We start from the raw sequence: 22606 nt of genomic DNA, 5'->3' as shown, positions 1-22606 counted from the left end.
GATGGGAAAGCGCGGCCTGCGCCGCGCGACGGGAGCGGCGGCCGTCGCGGGGAACTCCAGCGGGGTGCGGCCCACCCGGCTGGAACCCGCTCGCGCATGGCGATGACCGCGGGCGGATCTCGGGGGCGGGGAGACAGCCCGCCGCCGAGCGCTGCGGGCTGTCCACCTGCTCTTGTCGTCGCTGCCGAGGGCTCAGGTCCCCGCGGCTTCGACCCGCTGGCGCGTCTGGGGATCGTGCCCGGCCGCCTCAACGCCGGCGCGCACAGCGGCGGCCAGCGTTCCGTTCGCGAGCAGCGCCTCACGAGCTCGATCGCGCCCGTGGCCGATGTGCTCGCCGCGGAAGGCGAGGTGCGCGCCGTTCTTCTGGATGACCCCGATCGCGAGACCATGGTCGACGAGGTCGCCGGCGGCGTCGATCCCCTTACCCCAGCGGATGTCGAACTCCGCTTCCTTGAAGGGCGGCGCCAGCTTGTTCTTGACGATCTTGACTCGCGTGCGGGCTCCGACCGTGTCCTCGCCCGCCTTCATGGTCCCGACCCGGCGCACGTCGAGGCGCACGCTCGCGTAGAACTTGAGCGCGTTGCCGCCCGTGGTCGTCTCGGGGCTGCCGAAGACGACGCCGATCTTGTGGCGGAGCTGGTTGATGAAGATCAGGGTGGTCTCGGTCCGGTGCGCGATGCCCGTGAGCTTGCGGAGTGCCTGGCTCATCAGCCGCGCCTGCAGCCCGAGGTGCTGGTCGCCCATGTCCCCCTCGATCTCGGCCTTCGGCGTGAGCGCGGCGACCGAGTCGATGACGATGATGTCGACGGCCGAGGAGCGGGTCAGCATCTCGGCGATCTCGAGCGCCTGCTCGCCGCTGTCCGGCTGGGAGACGAGGAGCCGGTCGGTGTCGACGCCGATCGCCCGCGCGTAGGTGACGTCGAACGCATGCTCGGCGTCGATGAACGCCGCGACACCACCCGTCCGCTGGGCCTCGCGCATGGCGTGCAGCGTGAGGGTGGTCTTGCCGGACGACTCCGGGCCGTAGATCTCGACGACACGGCCGCGCGGGTACCCGCCGACGCCGAGGGAGGCGTCGAGCGCGAGCGAGCCGGTGCGGATGACCCGGATCTCGGGGATGTTGTCACCACTTCCGAGGGACATGAGAGCTCCCTTTCCGAATTGCTTCTCGATGGCGCCGACCACGGACTGGACGGCGCGGGCCTTGCTGACGTGAGCGTTCATGGTGAAGGTCCTTTGCTGAATAGGGGGGTTGGCGAGACAGGAGAGTGCCGCGCAGCAGGCAGGGCCTGCGCAGGCGGGCGCCCTTGCGTGAGCGATCGTCAGGGGAGGCCGCGCTCCGCAGCGTCGAGCAGGTTGTGGATGGTCTCCGTCGCCTTCTCGATGCGGCGGCGCGCCTCGTGCCTGGAGAGAACGCGCTCCTGGACGGGGCGCGTGGCATCTTCGGCGGCGTTCAGGCCCTGGTCCACCTGCTCCCGAAGCGCGGTGAGCCACTTGCGCATGTAGCTGGCATCGTCCAATCGGACGGCGTCGTTCGGTGGCGGCCGCTCGGTACGGCCGTCCCAGGTGTCGTCATCCGCCGGGTACTGGCGAGTCTCTGTCATGGTGGATTGCCTCCAGTTTGGCCTGCTCGAAAGGAGGACGGTGCACAGGACTCCTGTGCGCCGTAGCTGAATCCGAATTGTTGATGGCTGAGCGTCGGGGATTTTCGGCCCTTCTGGGTCTCGGCATGAGTGCTGAGGCTTGGAAGAGAGGGCACGGTGTGCGCCGTGATAGCGGGGCGGAGGAAGCTACTCGCCGCGGTCCAGCTGAGAGTGCACGGCGATCTCGCGCAGCACCTCGCCAGGCGTGCGTCCATCGTTGTGCGCGATGGCCTCGATGACCTTCTCCAGCGGCTGCGAGCACAGCCGCGGCCCCATGACCACGCGGGGCTGGATGTGGATCGGCGGGGCGCGCGGATCCAGCCTCCTGGGCGGCAACCAGGCGTAGGGGATGTCCCTGGACCAGTCGCGCTCTACCGAGAGCGCCGACTGGTAGCCCTTTGACTCCAAGTAGTCCTCCATGTCGTGGGGAGATACGCACCGTGTGACTGGCTTGCCGGGGAACGTGACACTCATGCGGTGCTTGGGACCTCCGAGGTTCATCGGCGCCCCTTTCGCTTACGCATGCGCGCGAGCAGCTTGCGAGCCCGGCGGAGCCGGCTGACGGCGGTTCCGCGGTGCAGGTGCAGCACGCTCGCGATCTCGGTGCCCTCATGACCTAGAGCCGCCAGGGCGAGTACCTCGCGCGCCCAGAGCGGCATCTGCCAGAGCGCGAGGAGCGCCTCCATCTCGGCACGCGCCTGGAGTTGCGCCTCGAGATTCAGACCCACGGCGTGGCGCAGAGGACCGAGCGGCTCGTGGTGCAGGACCTCGTGACGCACGTACGCGCTCTCGAGGTAGTGCACCGCGTGCCGCCAGGCGACACCGCGGAGCCAGCGGCGAAGCATTTGCCGAGCGTTTGCAGCCGGGTCGGGACGATACCGGCCCGCCTCAATCGCCTGCCAGGCACCCAGGACCACCGCCTGCGCGACGTCGGCGCTGTCGCGCGCCGGGACGCCGCAGGAGATGAGCGTGGCCACGATGAAGGCCCGCTCCGCCATGACCGCCGCGATGCTTGGCTGGACCGGGGGATGTGGCGCGGCGGGTGGATGGCGCGCCCCCTTGCGCCCGCGGCTCACCCGCCCCTCTCAGAGTTTCGGTAGCGGTCAGCCGCCCCAGGAGCGTGCGGCCCGCTGTGTCCTGTGGTGCCGGCCGCCTGTGCGGCGCGCGTGGCCATGGTTGGCGACGAGAGGTGCGGGTCGGCAGCGGTGTGCCGTCGGCTTCGCACGCGGACGCTCATGCCTCCTGCGGGGCAGGAGCGGGAGCCGTACAGCCCCAGCTGGTTGCTGGGCGCGGTGTGGAGCCGGATTGCTCCGATATCGGTCGGGAAAGGCGGATGGGAGCGAGGGCGCCGGCGCGACGGCGCACGGCCCCCTTGGCCCGCGGAGGGCGGGCGGACTACATTCAGCATGTCGGGACCTCGGGGTACGAGGTTTCGGCCACGCAGCCCGGGCGATTGGCGTCGCCGCGGGCTGCACTACTTGAAGCGGAGATGGGCGGGCTGCTGCGTCACAGAGACGGTGTGCAGCACGCGAGAGCTGCAGGAGCAGCAAGAATGCAGCTCCGGGACCAGCCCGAAGCTGCGGTCGCCTCAATCTTCTTCCGGCAGCATGATCGTGATCACCGGCTCGGCGTTGTCACCGGGACCGCAGACCGCCTTGAGCTCCACCAACGAGGGCTTGGCGGAATCGGTAACTACGTACAGCGAGAAGAGGATCTCGTTTGCTTCCGGTGCGCGTTGGGCCGCCGCACGGAACATCCACAGCACATCCCAGAGTCTGCCGCGCTCGTCGTTGCGGGCCCGCTGCGCAGCCGGAGTCAGCATGATGTAGCGGTTCCAGACGGAGTGCGTCACGGCGACGGGAAGCTTGATCCCCATCTCCCGGGCCGTTGACGTCACGTCCATCAGGGTGCCATCCGCGATGGCCTGGGCGCGCGTGTACGTCTCGATGACCTCGAACACGAGCTCGTCGTTGTCCGGCATCTTGTTTTCCTCCGGTTGGGATTACGTGGCGCCGGCCAGGAGAGAGACGCTGTCACCCTTCGCGAGCTCTGCGCCACCGAGGCGCACGTAGTTCGCGGCCTTGGCTCGAAGCGGTGAGGTCTCGGGCACCTCGCACTCGATGGCCACCGTCCAGAGCCGCACCCCGAGCGCCAGGCCGTCGCGGAGCGCGGCTTCCTGAGCCGCCTGGTCCCCGTCCACGCCGTCGGTGACGAGGATGATGTCGGCGCCCTGATGGCCCCGCCGGCCGAGCTGCCGGACCTGCTGCACGGCCATGCCGAGCGCGAGGCCGATGGCCGTTCCTCCTCCGAGGAAGTGACGCACCATCCGCAGCACGGCCTCCGTGTCGCCGGGCTTGATGGCCTGGACCACGGTGGAGGTCGAGTAGTGGACCACGGCGGCCGGCCGCTTCTCATCGAAGGCGACGCGGCAGAGCGCGACGGTCGCGGCTTTCGCCCACTCGTTGCGCGCCGCGTGCATGCTCCCGGACTCGTCGAGCGCGATCACGAGCGGCCCCTTCGATTTCTTCGCTTCGCCACGCACGGCGTACTGGGCTGCCCGCCGAGAGGCGATACGCTCCAGGATCACCGTCTCCAGGACGGGCTCCATGAGCAGCACCTGCTCGGCCGGCAGCAGACGGGACAGGTCGTTGCCCTGCTCGACCGAGTAGACCTCTGCGGGCACGCCGTGGACCCGGCTGGCCCGGACCCCTCGCAGCGCCGCGTACATGCGCCCAGCGAGGCGAGCGATGCGCTCGACCTGGTGGAGGTCCCCGTGGGCGAGTTCGACGTCGCGGGCGTGGGTCCACGCCGCGCTGACGTCCCAGCCGAACCCTCCGGCAAGATGCTCGGTGCGCCGGGCCTGCGCATCGAAGGCCGCCCACGTCTCCCGGGCGATGCCGCGCAGCTCGAAGGGCGACGCCCTTGGGGGCAGGGCCGGGAGGCAGCCCCACAACCGCTCGAAGGCGTACGCCGCCGCCACGTCATCGGACGCGAGCAGCGCGGCGTGCTCCACCGGCGCGGTGTCCTGCACCGCCTCGGCGAAGGAGCCTGCGAGCGGCTCGCTCCCTGCCCCGACGATCGCGTTCCAGATGTCCCCGGCGATCACGGCGTCCTGGTCCGCTGCGACCGCCACGGCGCGGTGGGCGCGCCGAGCCTGGAGGAAGGTCCCCATCGCGACCTCCTAAAGGGCGTAGCGCTTGGCCAGGTCGGCCTTGAGCGCGTCGTGGACCTTCTTCAGCTCGTCGAGCTTCGGCTGGATGCGCGCCTGCGCCCGGCGGGACACGCCATCCTTGAGCTGCTCCTGCACCCGCTTGGCCGCGTCGGTGATGTCGGCGGCGAGCTTGGGGAGCGCCTCCAGGTAGGCCGCCGCCTCCGTGGGCCGGTGGGCGTAGGCGCGCAGGGCTTCGTCCACGACCGTGATCGCCTTCGCCACCGCGCTCCGGTCCACCGTGTCGAGTACGGCGACCACGCGGGCGCGATCGTCCGGCTTCTGCCAGAGCCCGTACCGGAGCACGGCGAGGTGGTCCAGCTCGACGTCGGCGCAGTCGTCGAGCCAGGCAGCGGCACGGAGCACGCGGGTGAGCGCGATCCAGCGCCGATCGGAGACGACGATCCCGTTGGCCTTGAGCTCGTTCCGGATCCGGAGGAGCTCCTGCACGATGCGCTCGGGCAGCGTCACGCAGCCGACGTCCGCCCGCGCCGCATCCCATTCGACGAGCTTGATCTGGGCCGAGGCCGTGTAGGCCGGCGGCGTCGCGACGAGCTGCATCCAGGTCGCGTCCGCCTGCACGTACTCGACCAGGTCCCGCAGCAGGAAGCGGTCGTAGACCGCCGCCAGGTTCTCCTCCTCAGGCAGCTCGTTCGAGGCGCCGACCAGCATCCGCAGCGGGATGGTCCGGCCCTTGTAGAGCCGCTCGTTCATCGCCGACAGGAAGGCGTTGAGCACCGAGTCGGACCCCTTGAACACCTCGTCGAGGAAGGCGCACTCGACCCCGGCGAGCCGGCCGTCGAGGTTGCGCTCCCAGAGGTCGTTCTTCAGGGCGCTGAGCTTCACCGGGCCGAAGTACTCGTCCTCGGTCCCGAACTTGGTGACCAGCGTCTGGAACTTCCGCGCATCGGGGAAGCAGGACAGGAACCCGAAGAACATGGCGCTCTTCGCTGTACCCGGCGGGCCCACGAGCAGCGCGTGATTGCCCGAGAGGGCAGCGAGCAGGATGCATTCGACGGCGTTCTCGCGCTCCCGGAAACTGGCAAGCAAGCTGTCGCGCACGGTCCGGAACCTGTGCCGCACAGAGGTCATATCAACCGAGTTGTTGGTCGTGGACTTCATCATCACCTCATGTGTCTGCGCAGCGGGCATGCTGCGCCGGTGCCTCGCCGCGGTGTCACCCACGGCGAGGCGTTTCCCCTTCCGGCAATCCCGGCTCTCTCAGTCGTTGACCACGGGAATGGTGAACGACACGCCATCTCCGCCATCGAGCTGGAGCTTGAAGCTGTGCTGGAGCTCTTTGACTCGCGCCGTGATCCGGTCAGCGACACCGGCGAGGACGCTGCGGTAGAGCTCGGCCTTGGCCGTGAGCTCCTTGCAGAGTTCGACCCGCCGCGCGAGCGCGTTGTGGCGCATGCCCTCCGAGGCCGCCTTGTCGAGGTCGGCGATGAGCTCCGCGACGTCCGCCTCCAGCGCGCCCTGCGCCGCCGCCCTGGCGACTGCGACGTTGTCGGGCGCGTCGTGCATCTCGATCCGGATCGGTTTCACGCCGAGCTGCTCGAGCCCCGGCCGGAGCCGGAGCCAGGCACCGCAGGTGGACGGCGGCAGCAGGTAGAACCCGCCTCGGTCCCGCAGCGGCACGCCGGAGAGCGCCTTGGCCGTCGCCACCATGGCAAAGGAGATGTCCCGCGTCTCGGCGTGCGCGACGAGGTGGTTTCCGTGTGCGGCCATGGCCTCGGCGTGCGCGAGGGCCTCGGCGATCGAGGGTGCGCCGTCGGGCGGCAGGCCCACGATGGTGCCCGTGTGCCGGTCGACCCGGCTGCGAGCGCCGCAGACGTACTCGTCGCCGGCCTCGCCCTCGCGGGTCTTCTGCACGTAGACGCCGACCGCGGCGCTCGTGTCGCCCTTGGGCCGCGCGAAGGGTCGAACGAAGATGCCGGCCGGGCGCTTCACCTCGGCCGCGGCGCGCGAGAGCGCAGTGGCCGGCTCCATGTCCGGGATGAGGTGGCCGAGCCCCTCGGTCGCGAAGACGCGGCGAGCGGCCTCGCGCGTCACATCGATGCGGTCGGTGTTCCAGGAGATGAGATCGCCGATGTGGCGGCCTCCAGCGGCAGCGAGCCGCCGTTGGGCGCGCTCGAGCGTCGCCGGTGCGCTGTTCATGGTGTGGACTCCGTGTCGTGGAGAGCGTGTGTTGCGAAGGAAAGCGGGCGCTGCGCGGGGAGACTCGCACGCTGCCCTGAGCAGCGGTCCACCAGAGGACGAAGGACCGCCGTGATTGCTACGCCGAGAACGCAGCTTCGGTGAGGGCCTCGGCGAGCCATCCCGTTGTGCGGGCTGCAGAGAGCGCTGCGTTCGTGGGGTTCGGGCGCGGAGCGTCTCGGCTTCGGCGATCCGCGGAAGCTGGAGCTGGCCAGTGCTTCCTGATGGCAGGAGCCGGGATGCTGACGTGGAGAACGTGGGCGGACTCGCTGGCTGGCACCGCCTGCGAGTAGAGGCTCAGCCCGCCGCGCCCCTGGCGCCATCGGAAGTGGAGTCCGGTCCGGTCCACCCAGCTCACCAGATCAGCGAACTGCCTCGGAAGCACATCTGCCACCTCGACCAGCTTCTTGCGGGGCAGATGTACCGCGAAGACACGGCTCATCAGGCCGATGTGCTGGACCGTCACATCCGCGAGCAGATCGCCGAGGAGGACGCTTATGTCCAGCAGCGCCGCGCTGTCCCGCCAGACTGCGGTCATGGCAAGCCGCCGGGCTGCCGCCAGGACGGCATCGCGACGGGAAGCCTGATGACGTATCGTGCGGGCTTCAGCTCGATGCTGGAGGAGCGCGCGAACCCGTGGAGCCGCCTCTTCATCGAGCTGGCCGGCCAGCGCCCGGAGCTCGCTGGCGTCGACGCCGAGCAGCACCGCGAGCTCTTCATCGTGCTCGGCGACGTAATCCCCGATGTTGTGCGACCCGGGCTGGAGCGCGCGAAGAACGCGCTCCAGCCCTGCCAGACCGCTACGCCGCCCGGCCATGGACGATCATGCCCTCGTCGGGGTTCGTGGGCTCCGGAAGATCCAGATCCGGCGAGGGGACCGGCAGTTGGTCGGGCCGCTTCTTCGCCTTCACCAGGTCGCGGGCGAACTCGTGATCGGGGCTGTTGCCCAGCGCGGCGCGGCGCAGCCGCCGGGCGACGGCGAACGGATTCATGCTGCGCGGCACGCGCAGGGAGGCGGTGCCGAGCGACAAGAGCAGACGGCGCTCGGCCAGGGTCGAGGGGCGGAGCGTACGACCGTTGACGCGCATGAGATGTTCCTTTCTTCGAAAACGGAAAGGCGCCCGGAGCACGAGAGCTCGTGCCAGCGGGCGCCCTGAGGAATGTGACCTTGTAACGTGGTGGATCGTCAGCGCCGCTGTAGACCGAGCACGGCTCGACGATGCAGTCGGTACGGTCTGTCGGCAGTCTTCTTACTGGATGATGCAGAGGTCGAGCATGGAGCTGAACCCACCGCCGCGACCTCCAATGATGATGTGGTCGACCAGAGGAATGCTCACGAGGTCAGCAGCCCTCTTCATCGCCGTCGTGAGCGCGATGTCCTCCGCGCTGGGCGTTGGATCCCCGCTCGGGTGGTTGTGCACGAGGACGAACGCGCTGGCGCCGGTACGGATGACCGGCCGCAGCGCGTCGGCGACGGTGAGCGCGGCGCCGTGCCTCCCGCCCCGTGCCACGTCGAGCTCGGCCATGAACTCGTTGCGACCGTTGAGCGCGATGCCGAGCATCACCTCGTGAACGAGCCCGCCCAGCCGGTCGGCGTAGATGCGGGCAATGTCCGCCGAGCAGGAGAACTTGTGTTTCGGCAGCGAGGGGTAGCCGCTACGGACGAGCTGCTGCAACGCCAGGACGGCGTTGCGCTGGACACTCGTGAGCCCGAGCCGCTCCAGCTCGTGCTCGCTCAGGTCTCTCCAGCCGCCGGCGGCGCGGGCGAGCCGGTCCGCGATGCGCCGGCTGCGCAGCACGGTGCGGAGCAGCTCGTCCTCAGGCGCGGCCAGGGCGCCCCCGAGCTGCACGCCTGGGCGCTGAGACCCGAGGTCGGCGTCACCGCGGCCAGCCGGCATGGCCGTCCCGCCAGTAGGACTCGTCGTCCTCGTCGAACAGGGAGCGCTGGCCGTACGGCGAACCGTAGCGCGGTGTGCTGGGCGGCACGGACGGGCCCATGTGGATGCGTGGCGCCGGGCTCTGTCGTGCGGCGAGCATGAAGATCGGCCGGTTCCGGTCGACGATCAGGATGCCGGTGAACGCTACGCCGTCGGCGCTGAAGAGCTCGACACCTGGAGGCGGGGTTGCCGCCTCCCGGAGCCAGTCGAGCATTTCCGCGGCCGTCGGCACGCGCCGGGGCAGACCCTGGCGGAGCAGCTCCAGCAGGGCCTCACAGATGAGCTCGCTCACCGCGACGGCCAGATCGCCTCCGACACGGCCGCGACCAGGAGGCCGGCGACCGCAGCGGCGGCGCCCTTCTTCACGGACTCGTTCGTGAACACACGAAGGACGTAGGAGGAGACAGCGGACGTGGTGTTCTCGTTGTTCTGGGACATGGGGATCTCTCATGAGCGCCGATGACGGCGCGGTTCGAGTTGGACGGGAATGGAAACGGGCGATCCGTAATGAAGGGGCGCGGTGGACAGGGCCTCCCGAGAAATCAACCCACGCAGGCCAGGATCACCTGGGCGGTCATCGCGAGGACCGCAGCAGTGATGCGCAGTGCTTTGACAAGGAATTTGTGGTTCTTCATGGCAGCTTCCGACAGATGGGACCTCCCAAGTTCTTATCCCACGCGGAATTGGGTTATTGCGTCGTCGCTCGTTTGCTCTGCCGCGGGTGCAGCCCAGCGCACGCGCACCCGTCCTGTGCTTCCTCCTGCTACACGCATCTCTTGACGCTGCTTGCGTGAGTGCGCTCTACTCCGCTGCCGGGGTGGCATGGCATCACCACAGAGCATCGCTGGCTGGATCGACATCTCCCCCGCGGCGCTGCGCAAGCTGCGTGCCGAGCTGGAGCTGCGTGACAAGAGCGTGCTCGACGAAATGGGTGTCGGCGCGATCCATACGGGTTACGCCGACCTCTTCTTTCCGGGCACCTCCGTACTGCACACCCGGGCGCGCTACCTGCTCTTCGTTCCGTGGATCTACCTGGGGCTCGCGGGCAACCCGCGAGCTCGGGCCGAACGCGTGCGCGAGCTCAAGGAGAAGACGGAGCAGTGGCTGACCGGGCGCCTGCGCACCCACACCGAGGAGAACGACGAGGGCATCATCGGCGGAAGGGTCTACCCGGCACCGCCGGCCCAGCCGCCTGATTTCGCCTACTGGTCGGCGCTGCGCGAGTATCGCCTCTACGAGGGGATCCCGCGAGCACAGCTCCTCGCTCGATGGGATCGAGCGCGGGTCATTCAGCGCAAGGACGTGCACACGCGCGAGGACCGCGTCGATCAGCAGCCGCTCGGCCTGTTCGACGTGCCTCCCTTGCCTGCATGGTGGATGCAGGAGGACGCCGACGTCTCCTTCCAGCTCGCGCCCCACGAGGCGGAGTTCCTCCGGGATCGCCTCGCCCAGCGCCGCCCTCCCTGCCTCCTCGGCGTGGCCGCAGCCCTGCTCGGCAAGCGTCTCCGGCCGACCGCCAAGACCGTCTGGGGAGACCCTTTCATGCGCCGGGCAGCCGAGGTGTTCGATCGCGATCACAGCGGCCCCGACCTCCATCCCGCGTCGGCCGTGGCGGCCCTCCAGCGGGCGGACGGCGCCTCGGCCCTCGCCGAGCTGGTGCGGGCGATCTACGCCGCGCTCGTCGAGGCGCTGCGGGAGCAGGATCTACGGGCCGCGGGCCGCCTGCCTCTCCCCGATGACCATGCCTACTACCGGGAATACCTGCGGAGCTACTGGGAGGAGGACGAAGGTGAGACGGTACGCCGCGCGTGCGAGCTGCCGCTGCAGGGGCTCATGGCCGACATTCATCTTCCGGGGCGGCTTCCGGAGCTTCTGGCCCACGTGCAGGCGCGTGTGAGCACCATCCGGCGCGCCTCGGGCGTCCACACAAAGCTCCTCGACAATACCACCCTGGAGCTGTTCACCGGCCTGGAATGGGACCGCAAGCGCACGCGGGCGAGGCTCCCCCGGCGTGACGGTCGCGGGCGTCGCGAGGGCTTTGGGCAGGGCACGGTCCGGGTAGCGGACATCAACTATCGCTGGCCTATGGTCTCCAGGATGCTCCGCGACATCCAGGAGGGCTTGCCCGATGTCTGATCAAGAGCAGCAGCGCGTTCGCTCCATGGGGGGCCTCGCGCTCCTCGACTGGCTCCGCCCACCTCCCGGCTTCGTCACCGATGCCGCGCTCGGTACGACCTACTCGCTCGACCTCGTCACCTGCGCCGCGGCGCTGGTCAGCCTCGACGGGACCGCGCGGGATAACGCGGATTTCGGGCTCACCGCAGCCCTGCGCGCCATGCAGCGCCTCGCGGAGCGGGTCTTCGTCGTGGCGCAGCAGGGATGCGTCCACGCGCCGGAACGAACGAAGGAAGCCCTCCTGCCGATGCTGGACCGCTTCGTGCGCATGGCGCACCGTCCGCTCAACGAAGGCGCCTTCCACCCGAAGGTCTGGCTGGTTCGGCAGATCCGCGCGCGACACCCCGGCGCGGCGCAGCAGGAGGACGGAGTCCGCTACGTGCTCGTTGTGGGCTCACGCAACCTAACCCGCGATCTGTCGTGGGATCTCGGCGTCGCGCTGCAGGGATATGTACGGGGGCCGCGCGAAGCCAACCTGCGCGGCGTTGGCGATTTCGTCCGGTTCGCGTGCCGCCTCGCGGACCTCGCGCCCTTTGCCGACCGCTTCGCGGACGTGGATCAGGTCGAATGGGAGCACCCGGAAAAGGTCCGCTTCATGCGGTTCGGATTCCACGGCGAGGAGCGCATCGGTGCCTGGGACGGGACCATCTTGCCCGAGTTGCTGGAGAGCGCGCAGGGCGTGCTCTGGATCTCGCCGTTCCTGGACGTCAAGGGGGCGGAGGCAGCGGCGAAGCTCTCCGAGAACGCCGAGGACCGACGCCTCGTGGCCGGCACCGCGGATCTCAACTGCGTCGCACAGAAGACCTCGAGCCGGAGGTACCTGGAGCGCCTTGACCTGCGCTCGCTGCCATCGGCGTCCGAGGAGCCGTCGCGCCGCGCGGCGCCGGACGAAGCTGATGCGGACGGCTCCTCGACGGAGAACCCCGAGCTGCTCGAGGACGCGCGCGGGCTGCACGCCAAGGCGATCGCGGTCTGGAAGTCTCGGACGAGCTCGGTCCTGATCGGCAGCGCCAACCTCACGGGCCGCGGGTGGCTCGGCGCCAATGTCGAGGCCTGGTTGCTGCTCGAGGGGCGCGTGGACCTCGCCGACGCGCTCTGGGCCTGGTCGGAGCAGGTCGCGGCCGAGTACCACCTGCCGGAGCGCAGCCACAGCCCGGAGCAGGACGAGGAGGCGCTCGACCGATGGCATCACTGGATCGCTGCGCGCTCCTTCACGCTGCGGGAGGGCACACCGTCCGAAGGCGCGGAGCTCTCCGCGGACACCCCGCCTCTTCTGGCGGACGCGCGCGATGTCGAGCTCCGCGTGGGCCGCCTGGCGCGCCCGGCGGACCTCTGGGCCTGGTCTCCGGGCGCGACGTCGATGACGCTCGCCGGCTGTGAGCTCACGCAGCGAAGCACCCTGCTCCTCTTCGTCCTCCGCACCGGCGGCGGCGTTGACGCGCAGGAGCGCGCCTGGCTCCAGCACGTGCGCATCGAGCCAGCCCTGGATCCGGATGCCCGCGATCGCGCCCTCCTCCGGAGCGCGCTGCCGCCGGAGCAGTTCCTCGAGTACCTGCGCGGGCTCCTCGACGACGATCTACCGGACGGCATGGACGGCGAAGAGCGCAGCGCATCGGCGCGCTTGGCGCACCAGGATCATGCCGGTGGCGATCGGGCGGCGGGCGTGGGCGTCGAGGTCCTGTTGCGGGCGCTGGCGAGAGCACCCGATCCTCGCGCCAAGGTGGCGGAGATCGGCCGCGCGCTCGCCGCGTACCTGTCCGCGGCCGACGCTGAGGAACCCCGGCTCGCCGAGCTGCAGGCGCTCTGGCATGCGATCGAGGAGGTCTACTCGTGAAGCTCGGCGCCACGTGCAAGCGGTTCCAGAAGGCGACGGTCGCCGCGGCCGTCCAGGCGCTCAGGGATCCGGCGGGAGCGCGCCGCTTCCTGGTGGCTGATGAGGTTGGCCTCGGAAAGACGCTGGTCGCCCGCGGGGTCATCGAGGAGCTCATGCGCCGCCCCGCGTCGCCTCCGCGCATTTTCTATGTCTGCTCCAGCCTGGGCATCGCCCACCAGAACACCGCGCGTTTGCTCGAGGTATTGCCCGAGCAGGACCGGGAGGCAGCCCGGGTTCAGGTGGATCGCCTCGGCCTCGTCCCGAGCCAGCCGCGCCCCGGGCCGGCCCCGTTCCATCTTTACTCGCTCACGCCGGACACATCGATCAGGACCACGGGCCGCGGTCGCGCGGAAGAACGTGTGCTGATCGGCCGAGCGCTCCAGCAGATCTGCGGGCTGCGTGAGTCCGAGTGGCTCCGTGGCGCTCTGCAGGGAGCGGTCGGGCAGCGCTGGAGAAGCCTGTGGGACAGCAATCCCTGGCCCGACGACGCCGAGGCGTACCTGGAGCCGTTCAAGCGACGTTTGCGCCGCGAGCTCGGGCTGAAGGAGCACGCATGGACCTCGACGCTGGCGGACGCGGTCAGGCAGCGGCTCCGAGACGGTGACGACGCGTCTCTCACCGACACGCTGGGGCGGCTGCGGCGGGCCATGACCCTCGCGGTCATCGACGTCGTCGCGCCGGACCTGGTGATCTTCGACGAATTCCAGCGCTTCTTCGAGGTGCTCGTCGACGACGAGGAGGGCGGGGACGGCCACGAGGACGAGGACGAGCGGGATCACGAGGAGGAGGCGCACCACGTCCTGCGCGCCATGCTCGCGCCGGAGGCTGCTGGCGGTCACACACAGGACCGGCGCCCGGCGGTCCTCCTGCTCTCGGCGACGCCCTACCGGCTGTTTGCGCGCTTCCGCGAGGGCGGGCAGCACCACGACGAGCTCTTCCAGCTCCTCCGCTTCCTCTTCGCCGACACGGCTGGCCAGCACCTCGCCGAGCTGAAGCGCGATTTCGACACCTACCGAGACGCCTTGATCCGGGACGCCCCCGGATCGGCGCGGGCCCTCGAGGCCAAGCGGCGCATCGAGCAGCGGCTCCGCCGCGTGATGGCGCGCACCGAGCGCGAACTCCTCGCGCCGCCCGCGCAGGACCGACGCAGCAGGACGCGCAGCACGGCAGAGGCGCCGGTCACGGTGCAGGACCTCGTCGTCTTCAGGCATTTCCTGGAGAGCGTCCGCGACGACGATCGCTACGCCGTCGAGGCGTTCTGGTCTTCGATCCCGTACCCGCTCCAGATGATGGGAAACGACTACGTCGCCAGCAAGCATGCCGACCCGAGCCGCGCCGGCGGTCTCGCGAAGACGGCCCGCCTCGTTCCCGCTCGTGTCGGCGATTACACCCATGAGGCCTGGGCTCATCCCAGGCTCCGTGGCCTGCTCCAGCGGCTGCCCGCGGACCTGCTCAAGCTCCCCTGGTTGCCGCCGTCGCGACCGTGGTGGCCGCTCGCCCGGCCGTTCGCCGACTTCCCGAGCGCCACGAAAGCCCTGGTATTCTCGAGGTTCCGCGCCATTCCTCGCGCGCTCGCGACGCTGCTCAGCTACGAGGCCGAGCGGCGCGCGTTCGGCGGGGCGGCAGGGCGCAGGCGTTACGGTTACTTCCGGACCCGCTCGGTCAGGGCCGGCCGGCGCCCTCGCGGGAAGCGTCGCCTGCGCCCGCTACCCGCCGAGGCTTTCACCTTCGGCACATCGTCCGGGCACAACCGCAGGCTGCTGCTGATGTTCCTGCCGCTCCCGGCGCTCGCCGCGATCGGCGATCCGCTGGCCATAGACGGGATCGCGAGCGGCACGCTCGACCACGCCGCCGCACGAGAGCAGGTGCGCGCCCGGCTGGTCGAGCAGCTCGGCGAGGACCGCTCGCGCACGCGGCGGGATCCGCTCGGGTGGGCGCTCGCGCTGGAGCGGCGGAACCGCGCCGGCTGGAGCGCGCTGCGCAAGGGAGCAGCGGCCTGGGTCGCGAGGGAAGGCAAAGAGCACGGGCGCGCATCCAGATCCTTGCGGCAGGTGCTCGACGCGGCGGCGCCGGCCGGATCGCCCTCCTCGGGTGATCTGGAGGATCTCGCCGATCTGGCGCTCACGGGGCCCGGCGTGGCGCTGTACCGCGCCGTACGGAGGGTGTTCGGTGGCGCGAAGAACGAGGGGGAGCGCATCGATGCGGTGTGTCGCATCAGCCTGGGGCCCCTGCGCACGTACCTCGACGGACCCGAGTGGCATCTCGTGCTGAAGCAGGGGGGCGGGCGGCGGTCGCACGCTGACGCCGTGCGCGCGGCGGTCTGGGGCGGCAACCTCGAGGCGGTCCTGGATGAGTACCTGATCACCCTCCAGGGCGTCGATGCGGTCGAGGTGCACCAGGAGGGTGAGGCCGAAGCGCTGGAGAAGCTCGGGGAGGTGCTCGGCGTCCACCACGGCGCACGACTGCAGGTACACACGCTGTTGCGTGGCAAGGCGATGCGGCTCCGCTGCCATGCCGTGCTGCCGTTCGGTCTCGGCGCTGGAGCGCTCGAGGAGCAGCAGGCGATGCGCGGCGACCGGGTGCGCGACGCCTTCAACTCGCCGTTCCGGCCGATGGCGCTCGTCACCACGTCCATCGGCCAGGAGGGCCTCGATTTCCACCGCTACTGTCGGCACGTGGTCCACTGGGACCTGCCCAGCAACCCGGTGGACCTGGAGCAGCGCGAGGGGCGGGTGGATCGCCACGGGGGTCTGGCCGTGCGGCGGGCGCTGGCTGGACGCATCGTGGATCTGCCGCACGACCGCAGCCCCTGGCGCAGCCTGGCGGCGCGACTTCGCGCTGAGGAGTCGGCCGGCGGGCTGGTGCCGTGGTGGCAGGTGGAGGGCGCGGAGATCTTGCGCTCGGCGGTCATGCCGAGCTTCTCGGAGCAGGCGGGGAGGCTCTCTGCGCTGGAGGCCGATCTGGCGCTGTATCGCTATGCCCTGGGGCAGCCGGATCAAGAGGCGCTGGTCCGCGCGCTCGCGCGCCGGTTGGACAGGGTAGGGGAGGAGGACCGAGCGAAGCTCTGCCTCTGGCTGCGGGAGGTTGCCATCGATCTTTGCCCATTACCACCGGAGGAGCGCGACGCGGGATGAGCGTCATCCCTGCGGGGGCGGAGCGCTCTCTCCCCGCTGGCTATTCAAGCCGCGCTGGTGTCCGCGAGGAGCGACAATGCGGCGTCGATGTCGGAGAGCGAAGCCTCTCCGGTTGTCCGTTTACGGAGCAGCCGCAGGTTCAGTGCGAGCAACTCGCTGACCTCTGGCGAGGGCGAAGGCAGCCCCTTCAGCTCGTAAAGCTTGCGGGACAAACGCGAGGGCGGGTGCAGCGCGACCAGCGCCTGAAGCGCCGCGGATGCTGTCTCCGCATCGCTGACCTGGATCGCAGCCTTTAGCCGGCGCAGCAGTACCACTGCCAGCGCCTCGTGCATCGCGGCGAGGAGCTTGGGCCGCGATGCGGCCTCTCCCGTCGCTGGGTCCGGCTGACGCGCGCTGTCACGCATCAACTTGTAGATGGCCGCCCACGCCTTCTGCTGCACGAGCACCTCCATCACACGGGGTCCGTGCTGCTCCCACAAGGTCCGGCTCGACAGCACCGTTGCCAGCCACCTCATCAGCTCGTCCATCCCGTCATGCGCCATCGGGCGCTGCGCGATCCTGTCCAGGGCCAGGCTCACCAGATCGGCCGGGTGCTCGCCGTGCCTGGCGAGCCAGCGGGCGAGCGCCAGGAACTCCCGTCCGTCCGCAACGACCCGCGCCCGCCGGCGTACCGCCGACGCGACGCTGGCAGGCAGATCCACCTCGTCGGTCCAGCGGCACCAGTGCTCGCCGGGCTCCTCCGCTCGCGCTTCTGCGATCGCGACGAGCGTCGCCTCGTCCAGCAGCCAGGGCGCCTGCGCATGCACCCTCGCTGCCGGCAGCACCGGTAGACCCCGACTGCGAGCGGCGAGCTCCTGCTTCAGATCCTCGGTGAGCAGAAGATCAGGCGCGAGCTGCGCACGCTGGAGCGACACGAGGATTGGAGCCTCCGGCAGCTCGTACCCCAACACGTTCTCGCCGGCCCCCTCGCGCTCCCAGCGCAGCGGCGCCTGCGCCCAGCCGTGGAGCCGCGCGTCGGCGGCGGCCCCGCCGAGGCGTCGGTACGCCGCAATGGCGTCCGCAATAGACGCCTCGCGGTACGGCCCCAAGAGCACCTCCGGCGCTGGCAGCCGATCCGGCGGCAGCGGGTCAACAGCAGCCGCCACCTCGCTCAGCTTCGATGCCGGCAACTCGCGCAAAAGGTTCGGATTCTCGAGGACCATGGCCAGTAGCCGAGCAGCGCGCGCGGGCGTGATCGGGAACGACACGCGCCGCGCGAACTGCATGGGCACGTCGTTGAAGAGAGTCGGGACCTTCCCCATGTAGCTGAAGAGGAGTTCTTCGAAGGCCCCGTCCGCGCCCTCAGGCAGCGGCGCCCACAGCAGGACCCAGCCGACCAGCTCCCCGGCCTGCATCCACTGGAACTCGCCGTCGGTAAGGCTCCGGCAGGCTATCATCAGCCTGCCTTCCTCGGCCGGATCGACATCCAGCACGCCAGGATCGGAAAGGCAGCGGTCCAGGTACCGGAACGCGCGCTCCCAGGCATCGGGCTCGCCGCGCTGGAACGCCGCGTACACCGACTGAGCCAGCCAGGGCGCAACCACCGGCCCGTCGAGCGACGCCCACGCGATTTCGTCGAGCAACTCCGCCGCCAGCGCCCGGTCCTCCCGCGTGTGGCCCTTGAAGACCCCCTCGAACTCGAACCCATGAGACGGACCCACGAGCTCCGTCACCAGGTGGCTCCAGCGCACGCCCCTGCGGGCGGCCGCCAGGAACTGTGCTACATACCACGCCCTCGCCCGGATCCGTTCCGCTGCAGCGCCAGGCCAGTGCAGCGCCAGGGTCAGCAGGTAGCGCCCCTCGCTCGGCCCCAGTCTCAACCCTAGACTCAGCTTGTCCGAGATCTCGAACGGCACCTCGGCTGGCAGCGCGTCCTCTGGGCTCAAGATCGCGAGCATCTGGCGCGACTCGAGCCATGCCACCACGCTCGCGCGCCCCCGGAGCGTCCGCGCGGCCTGCGGCGGGCCAGCGTCCACGGGTACGACCGGCAACTGCGCGTCGCCCTCCTCCACGCCAGCAGCGTCTCGACGTGTGCTGTCGTAGAATGCCGGACCTTCCCCGATCTTCGTTAGCACGTCGAGCGAGGTGAGCTCTCTGTCTCCGCTTGCCGCGGCGGCGCGTAGCGCCTCGCGGCAAGCCATGTCGTCGCGCCGGTGCGGAAACAGCCAGGACGCGATGTGGCAATCCTCCGGTCGCTCGAGCACACCGTGGAAGAACGGGCTCATCCCTCGGAGGTGCCTGGCGATATCCCACCAGCACGCAGCATCCACCCTGGTCCGCAGCCGGTCCGCCACATCGTCGAGCGCTTCCGGATCGAGTCGGGCCGGCCACCCTTCCAGGCTCGCCGCGAACCATTCAAGCTGGCAGCCCTGGGGAAGCTGCGCGAACAGCACCTCCACGATGGGCGCGGATCGCGGCGGCTTGCGTGCAATCCAATCCATCAGGAAATCCGGGGTCAACGCCTGGATGTGCTGGTAGAGAAATTCGTGATCGTCCTCGGTCAGCTTCTGGTGTTGAAAAATGTGCAACGCGACCTTGAGCACGTCCCCCTTCGAGACGCGCAGGAGCATCGCGAGTTCCGTCTTTTGCATGACGAACCACCATTCGCCGCGGACCGCCGCTGCGAGGCGGCGCAAACCCCTGCTGCATCGTGCCGGTGACGGCGCGACGCGAACCACAACCCCCCGCGGTAAATGAGGCGGCGGCTACAGCAAGGGCTTCTGTTGTCCGACCCCCCTCGGAGAGGGTCGCCACCGGCACCGTCTAGGGGGGGAGGGATGGCTCCTCCTGCAAGTCAACCCCTGGCGCAGGCCTGAGCTTGGAGCAGTCGCACCGCCCCTGTCAAGGCCTCGCGTACCTCCCGCGTCCTCCCGTGTGCGGCACCGTCCGGGTTGCCTCTCCCCTCGGATCCGGCGACAGTCACCGCCGTTGATGCCCACCTCGGTGAACCTCCTCGAGACCACCCTTCGCTCGATCGCCCGCCTGAAGGCCGCCGGCCTCCGTCATCGACACCTCACCCAGCCGGACTTCGCCCGCTGGCAGCGCTTCCGCCGCAAGCTCGGCAGGCGCGCGTTCATCGAGCTCCTTCACGAGAACCTTGCCACGGCTTTTCCCGGTTCCCCTCTACCTCAGCCGCTGGCTCCTCGATCCCTTCGAGGGCCTCACCTGGCCATAGGCCGAGCGCATGCTCGCCGACATCTGTACTGGACTTTTGTCCCGTTGACGTTGGAACAACCCTGACAGACATTCCAGGACCCCTCGTCGCCAACGGAGGCTCGTCTCCCCTCTGTCGCGGCGTGGATCAGGAGGTCCTGCGCGCGGTATGTTCGTCCGGCGCAACGGCGAGGCAGGTGCGGGTGACGCGAGCGACGACGGCAAGCAGTAGGCGTGGGCTGATCCAGAACCCCATCCTCAACTCTCCCTTCCACGAGCCCACGCGGCACTTCGCGTTCACCGCGGAGGGCATCACCGACACGGTCATCGAAGGCCGCCGCCCGAGCAGCTACTTCATCCCCATCCCCCAGCCGAAGAAGAGCACCCAGCTCACCATCGGCGAGGTCCTCCAGGAGCGGCGCGAGGAGATCGCCCTCGTCAACGGCCTGCGCGACCGCGTGTCCCGGTGGCGCCAGGGCGGCTACATGCACGTCGAGCGCCGCACGCGGCACCTGCTCGAGCACTGGCGGCGCGAGGAGCGCGAGCAGAAGCTCTTCTTCTGCCAGCTCGAGGCTGTCGAGACGGCCATCTACCTGCTGGAGGCGGCCGGTCCCCTGAAGGATCGCTTCGGCGAGGACATCCTCGGGCGCGCCCAGACGGCCCACAACCCGCTCCTTTTCCGGCTCGCCTTCAAGATGGCCACCGGCAGCGGCAAGACCGTGGTCATGGCCATGCTCATCGCGTGGCAGGGCCTCAACAAGCTGGCGAACCCCGAGGACAGGCGCTTCTCGACGAACTTCCTGGTCGTCACCCCCGGCATCACCATCCGCGACCGCCTGCGCGTGCTCCTGCCCGAGGACCCGGGCAACTACTACCGGGCGCTCGATCTCGTCCCGGCCGACCTGCGCGAGCAGCTAGGGCAGCTCCGGATCGTCGTGACGAACTACCACGCCTTCCAGCTCCGCGAGAAGCTCGAGGCGCCCAAGCTCACGAAGGAGATCCTGCAGAAGGCCGGCGTCCCCAGTCCGTTCCAGGAGACGCCCGCCGAGATGGTGCGCAGGGTCTGCGGCGGGCTCGATCCGCGCCACGACGTCATCGTCCTCAACGACGAGGCGCACCACTGCTACCGCGGTAAGCCGAACGACGAAAAGATCACCGGCGACGAGCGCAAGGAAGTCGAGGCGCGCGAGGAAGAAGCGCGCATCTGGATCACCGGGCTCGAGCACGTCCACCGCCACTTCGGCCGCAAGGACGCCGCGCGCGCGCCCGAGGGAGGCCGGGGCAAGCAGCGCGTCCCAGCCGTCTTCGACCTCTCGGCCACGCCCTTCTTCCTGCGCGGCTCGGGCTACCAGGAGGGCACGCTCTTTCCGTGGGTGGTCTCGGACTTCGCGCTCGTCGACGCGATCGAGGCCGGCGTGGTGAAGGTGCCGCGCGTGCCTGTCTCGGACAACTCGCTGAAGAGCGAGCAGCCGATCTACCGCGAGCTCTGGCCGCACGTGCGCGACGCGCTGCCGAAGAAGCGCGCGGGCAAGGACGCCGACGGCCGCGACCCGGTGCTCCCCAAGGAGCTCGAGGGCGCGCTCGAGAGCCTCTACTCGAACTACGAGGCCCTCTTCCGCCGCTGGGAGAAGACGCGCGGGCCGCACAGCGCCTCGACGCCGCCGGTGTTCATCGTGGTCTGCAACAACACGGCCGTGTCGCAGCTCGTCTACCAGTACATCGCCGGCTTCGAGAAACCCGGCCCCGGGGACAGCAAGATCCCCGTCCCTGGGCGGTTCGCGCTCTTCAGCAACGTCAAGGAGGGAAGGTGGCTCCCGCGGCCCAACACCATCCTGGTCGACAGCGCGGAGCTCGATGCGGGCGGGGCGATGAGCGACGAGTTCAAGCGCATCGCGGCCAAGGAGATCGAGGACTTCAAGCGCGAGCACCGGCGCATGCACCCCGGGCGCGACGCGGAGGCGCTAACGGACGGCGATCTCCTGCGCGAGGTGATGAACACCGTCGGCAAACCCGGCAAGCTCGGCGAGGGCGTGCGCTGCGTGGTGTCGGTCTCGATGCTGACCGAGGGGTGGGACACCAACACGGTGACGCACATCCTCGGGGTCCGGGCGTTCACGACGCAGCTCCTCTGCGAGCAGGTGATCGGCCGGGGCCTGCGGCGCATGAGCTACCAGCCCGACAAGGACGGGATGTTCACGCCGGAGTACGCCGAGGTCTTCGGCGTGCCGTTCCGGTTCATCCCGATGACGGACGGGACGACGCCGTTGCCGGAGGACAACCCGCGGACGCACGTACGCGCGCTGCGGGAGCGCGCCTCGCGGCGGGTGCAGTTCCCGCGGGTGATCGGCTACCGGTTCGAGCTCCCGACGGAGCGGCTCGAGGCGAGGTTCGGTCCCGAGGCGCGGCTCGTGCTCACGACGCGGGACACGCCGACGCAGACGGAGATGTCCTCGATCATGGGCGAGCGCGTGATCCACTCGCTCGATCACCTGCGCGCGCACCGCGCGCAGGAGGTCGCGTTCTGGCTGGGCCGGCACGTCCTGCAGCGTTATTTCCGGGAGAAGGACGGCTCGCTGCAGAGCTGGCTCTTCCCGCAGGTGCTGGCGATCGCGAAGCACTGGCTCACGGAGTGCGTGACGCTGAGCGACGACACGTTCCCGCAGCTCCTCTTGCTCTCGCAGTACGGGAGCAACGCGGCGGACAAGATCTACCGGTCGATCGTGACCGCGCACGACGGCGAGGCGCACGTCTTGCCGGTCTTCCATCCGGACGGGGCCGTGGGCACGACGGACGGGGTGGACTTCGTCACGGCGCGGCCGACGTACCTCACGCGCGAGGACAAGTGCCACATCTCCCACGTCGTTGCAGACACAGAGAGCTGGGAGCAGAAGGTGGCTCAGGCGCTCGAGGACATGGACGAGGTCGAGTCGTACGCGAAGAACCATAACCTCGGCTTCACGATCCCGTACACGATCGATGGGATCGAGCGGCGGTATCACCCCGATTTCATCGCCGAGGTGCGGCACGAGGCGCTCGGGCCGCTGCACCTGGTCCTGGAGGTGACGGGGCAGCGGGAGCAGGACAAGGCCGCCAAGGTGGAGACGGCCCAGAAGCTCTGGGTACCCGCGGTGAACAACGACGGGGGGCACGGGTTGTGGGCGTTCGTCGAGGTCACGGACCCGTGGAACGCGAAGGACGTCATTCGAAGGGCGCTCGGGCGCCTGGCGACGGCAGGAAAGAGCTGA

The 22606-nt window shown here is 69.6% G+C and carries 19 protein-coding genes; 4 read left to right on the top strand and 15 right to left on the bottom strand.

What is annotated here, in order from left to right:
- Nucleotides 1-192: 192 nt before the first annotated feature.
- The 13 genes from recA to WMF44_RS22290 form a co-directional block, all read right to left on the bottom strand.
- Nucleotides 193-1224 carry a recombinase RecA gene (recA, locus tag WMF44_RS22350; RefSeq protein ID WP_437301130.1) on the bottom strand — a complete coding sequence of 344 codons (1032 nt, stop codon included), beginning with the start codon at nt 1222-1224 and terminating at the stop codon, nt 193-195.
- Between the two features lie 98 nt (nt 1225-1322).
- Nucleotides 1323-1604: a hypothetical protein gene (locus WMF44_RS22345; protein ID WP_437301129.1), complete on the bottom strand. Its 282-nt coding sequence runs from the start codon at nt 1602-1604 to the stop codon at nt 1323-1325.
- Nucleotides 1605-1790: 186 nt separating this feature from the next.
- Nucleotides 1791-2063 carry a hypothetical protein gene (locus WMF44_RS22340; protein WP_437301128.1) on the bottom strand — a complete coding sequence of 91 codons (273 nt, stop codon included), beginning with the start codon at nt 2061-2063 and terminating at the stop codon, nt 1791-1793.
- A gap of 77 nt (nt 2064-2140) precedes the next feature.
- Entirely contained in the window at nt 2141-2641 is a 501-nt protein-coding gene (locus WMF44_RS22335) for an RNA polymerase sigma factor (protein ID WP_437301127.1), read from the bottom strand.
- 590 nt (nt 2642-3231) lie between these two features.
- A complete protein-coding gene (locus WMF44_RS22330) occupies nt 3232-3624 on the bottom strand; it encodes a DUF6573 family protein (RefSeq protein WP_437301126.1) in 393 nt (130 codons plus the stop codon).
- A 21-nt stretch (nt 3625-3645) separates the two neighbouring features.
- The gene (locus tag WMF44_RS22325) at nt 3646-4815 is read right to left on the bottom strand and encodes a vWA domain-containing protein (protein WP_437301125.1); all 1170 of its coding nucleotides are present in this window, start codon (nt 4813-4815) and stop codon (nt 3646-3648) included.
- Between the two features lie 9 nt (nt 4816-4824).
- Nucleotides 4825-5943, bottom strand: a complete 1119-nt coding sequence (locus tag WMF44_RS22320) for an AAA family ATPase (protein WP_437301124.1) — start codon at nt 5941-5943, stop codon at nt 4825-4827.
- Nucleotides 5944-6072: 129 nt separating this feature from the next.
- Nucleotides 6073-7011: a hypothetical protein gene (locus WMF44_RS22315; RefSeq protein WP_437301123.1), complete on the bottom strand. Its 939-nt coding sequence runs from the start codon at nt 7009-7011 to the stop codon at nt 6073-6075.
- Between the two features lie 118 nt (nt 7012-7129).
- Nucleotides 7130-7867 (bottom strand): hypothetical protein, encoded by a 738-nt coding sequence (locus tag WMF44_RS22310; RefSeq protein ID WP_437301122.1) that lies wholly within the window; start codon nt 7865-7867, stop codon nt 7130-7132.
- Nucleotides 7851-8138, bottom strand: coding sequence for a hypothetical protein (locus WMF44_RS22305; RefSeq protein WP_437301121.1), 288 nt, complete (start codon nt 8136-8138; stop codon nt 7851-7853). Before WMF44_RS22305 ends, WMF44_RS22310 begins: the two co-directional genes overlap by 17 nt.
- Nucleotides 8139-8300: 162 nt before the next feature.
- Nucleotides 8301-8948 (bottom strand): JAB domain-containing protein, encoded by a 648-nt coding sequence (locus WMF44_RS22300; RefSeq protein WP_437301120.1) that lies wholly within the window; start codon nt 8946-8948, stop codon nt 8301-8303.
- On the bottom strand, nt 8929-9279 hold the full coding sequence (locus WMF44_RS22295; RefSeq protein WP_437301119.1) for a hypothetical protein: 351 nt from the start codon (nt 9277-9279) through the stop codon (nt 8929-8931). Before WMF44_RS22295 ends, WMF44_RS22300 begins: the two co-directional genes overlap by 20 nt.
- Nucleotides 9276-9425, bottom strand: a complete 150-nt coding sequence (locus WMF44_RS22290) for a hypothetical protein (RefSeq protein WP_437301118.1) — start codon at nt 9423-9425, stop codon at nt 9276-9278. The genes WMF44_RS22295 and WMF44_RS22290 overlap by 4 nt, the downstream gene beginning before the upstream one ends.
- Nucleotides 9426-9809: 384 nt before the next feature.
- Between WMF44_RS22290 and WMF44_RS22285 the strand changes: the two genes are divergently transcribed.
- The 3 genes from WMF44_RS22285 to WMF44_RS22275 are packed head-to-tail and all read left to right on the top strand — an operon-like array spanning nt 9810 to nt 16169.
- Complete coding sequence (locus tag WMF44_RS22285; RefSeq protein ID WP_437301117.1) at nt 9810-11123, top strand: DUF6361 family protein; 1314 nt, start codon at nt 9810-9812, stop codon at nt 11121-11123.
- A complete protein-coding gene (locus WMF44_RS22280) occupies nt 11116-12996 on the top strand; it encodes a hypothetical protein (protein WP_437301116.1) in 1881 nt (626 codons plus the stop codon). Before WMF44_RS22285 ends, WMF44_RS22280 begins: the two co-directional genes overlap by 8 nt.
- The gene (locus WMF44_RS22275) at nt 12993-16169 is read left to right on the top strand and encodes a helicase-related protein (protein ID WP_437301115.1); all 3177 of its coding nucleotides are present in this window, start codon (nt 12993-12995) and stop codon (nt 16167-16169) included. The genes WMF44_RS22280 and WMF44_RS22275 overlap by 4 nt, the downstream gene beginning before the upstream one ends.
- A gap of 44 nt (nt 16170-16213) precedes the next feature.
- Here the strand turns inward: WMF44_RS22275 and WMF44_RS22270 are convergent, their stop codons facing one another.
- Together WMF44_RS22270 and WMF44_RS22265 are read right to left on the bottom strand one after the other, a co-directional pair.
- A complete protein-coding gene (locus tag WMF44_RS22270; RefSeq protein WP_437301114.1) occupies nt 16214-18799 on the bottom strand; it encodes a hypothetical protein in 2586 nt (861 codons plus the stop codon).
- A gap of 328 nt (nt 18800-19127) precedes the next feature.
- Complete coding sequence (locus WMF44_RS22265; RefSeq protein WP_437301113.1) at nt 19128-19298, bottom strand: hypothetical protein; 171 nt, start codon at nt 19296-19298, stop codon at nt 19128-19130.
- A gap of 266 nt (nt 19299-19564) precedes the next feature.
- Here WMF44_RS22265 and WMF44_RS22260 point away from each other — a divergent pair, with 266 nt between their 5' ends.
- On the top strand, nt 19565-22606 hold the full coding sequence (locus tag WMF44_RS22260; RefSeq protein WP_437301112.1) for a BPTD_3080 family restriction endonuclease: 3042 nt from the start codon (nt 19565-19567) through the stop codon (nt 22604-22606).

Source organism: Sorangium sp. So ce426, from assembly GCF_051475585.1.
Classification (GTDB): domain Bacteria; phylum Myxococcota_A; class Polyangia; order Polyangiales; family Polyangiaceae; genus Sorangium; species Sorangium cellulosum_B.
Note: the sequence above shows the minus strand (reverse complement) of the source record. Positions and strands in the feature narration are given on the sequence as shown.

What these genes read in the sequence shown, in the direction of transcription:
- recA (WP_437301130.1), bottom strand. Translation starts at nt 1,224, where the DNA reads ATGAACGCTCACGTCAGCAAGGCCCGCGCCGTCCAGTCCGTGGTCGGC.
- WMF44_RS22345 (WP_437301129.1), bottom strand. Translation starts at nt 1,604, where the DNA reads ATGACAGAGACTCGCCAGTACCCGGCGGATGACGACACCTGGGACGGC.
- WMF44_RS22340 (WP_437301128.1), bottom strand. Translation starts at nt 2,063, where the DNA reads ATGGAGGACTACTTGGAGTCAAAGGGCTACCAGTCGGCGCTCTCGGTA.
- WMF44_RS22335 (WP_437301127.1), bottom strand. Translation starts at nt 2,641, where the DNA reads ATGGCGGAGCGGGCCTTCATCGTGGCCACGCTCATCTCCTGCGGCGTC.
- WMF44_RS22330 (WP_437301126.1), bottom strand. Translation starts at nt 3,624, where the DNA reads ATGCCGGACAACGACGAGCTCGTGTTCGAGGTCATCGAGACGTACACG.
- WMF44_RS22325 (WP_437301125.1), bottom strand. Translation starts at nt 4,815, where the DNA reads ATGGGGACCTTCCTCCAGGCTCGGCGCGCCCACCGCGCCGTGGCGGTC.
- WMF44_RS22320 (WP_437301124.1), bottom strand. Translation starts at nt 5,943, where the DNA reads ATGACCTCTGTGCGGCACAGGTTCCGGACCGTGCGCGACAGCTTGCTT.
- WMF44_RS22315 (WP_437301123.1), bottom strand. Translation starts at nt 7,011, where the DNA reads ATGAACAGCGCACCGGCGACGCTCGAGCGCGCCCAACGGCGGCTCGCT.
- WMF44_RS22310 (WP_437301122.1), bottom strand. Translation starts at nt 7,867, where the DNA reads ATGGCCGGGCGGCGTAGCGGTCTGGCAGGGCTGGAGCGCGTTCTTCGC.
- WMF44_RS22305 (WP_437301121.1), bottom strand. Translation starts at nt 8,138, where the DNA reads ATGCGCGTCAACGGTCGTACGCTCCGCCCCTCGACCCTGGCCGAGCGC.
- WMF44_RS22300 (WP_437301120.1), bottom strand. Translation starts at nt 8,948, where the DNA reads ATGCCGGCTGGCCGCGGTGACGCCGACCTCGGGTCTCAGCGCCCAGGC.
- WMF44_RS22290 (WP_437301118.1), bottom strand. Translation starts at nt 9,425, where the DNA reads ATGTCCCAGAACAACGAGAACACCACGTCCGCTGTCTCCTCCTACGTC.
- WMF44_RS22285 (WP_437301117.1), top strand. Translation starts at nt 9,810, where the DNA reads ATGGCATCACCACAGAGCATCGCTGGCTGGATCGACATCTCCCCCGCG.
- WMF44_RS22280 (WP_437301116.1), top strand. Translation starts at nt 11,116, where the DNA reads ATGTCTGATCAAGAGCAGCAGCGCGTTCGCTCCATGGGGGGCCTCGCG.
- WMF44_RS22270 (WP_437301114.1), bottom strand. Translation starts at nt 18,799, where the DNA reads ATGCAAAAGACGGAACTCGCGATGCTCCTGCGCGTCTCGAAGGGGGAC.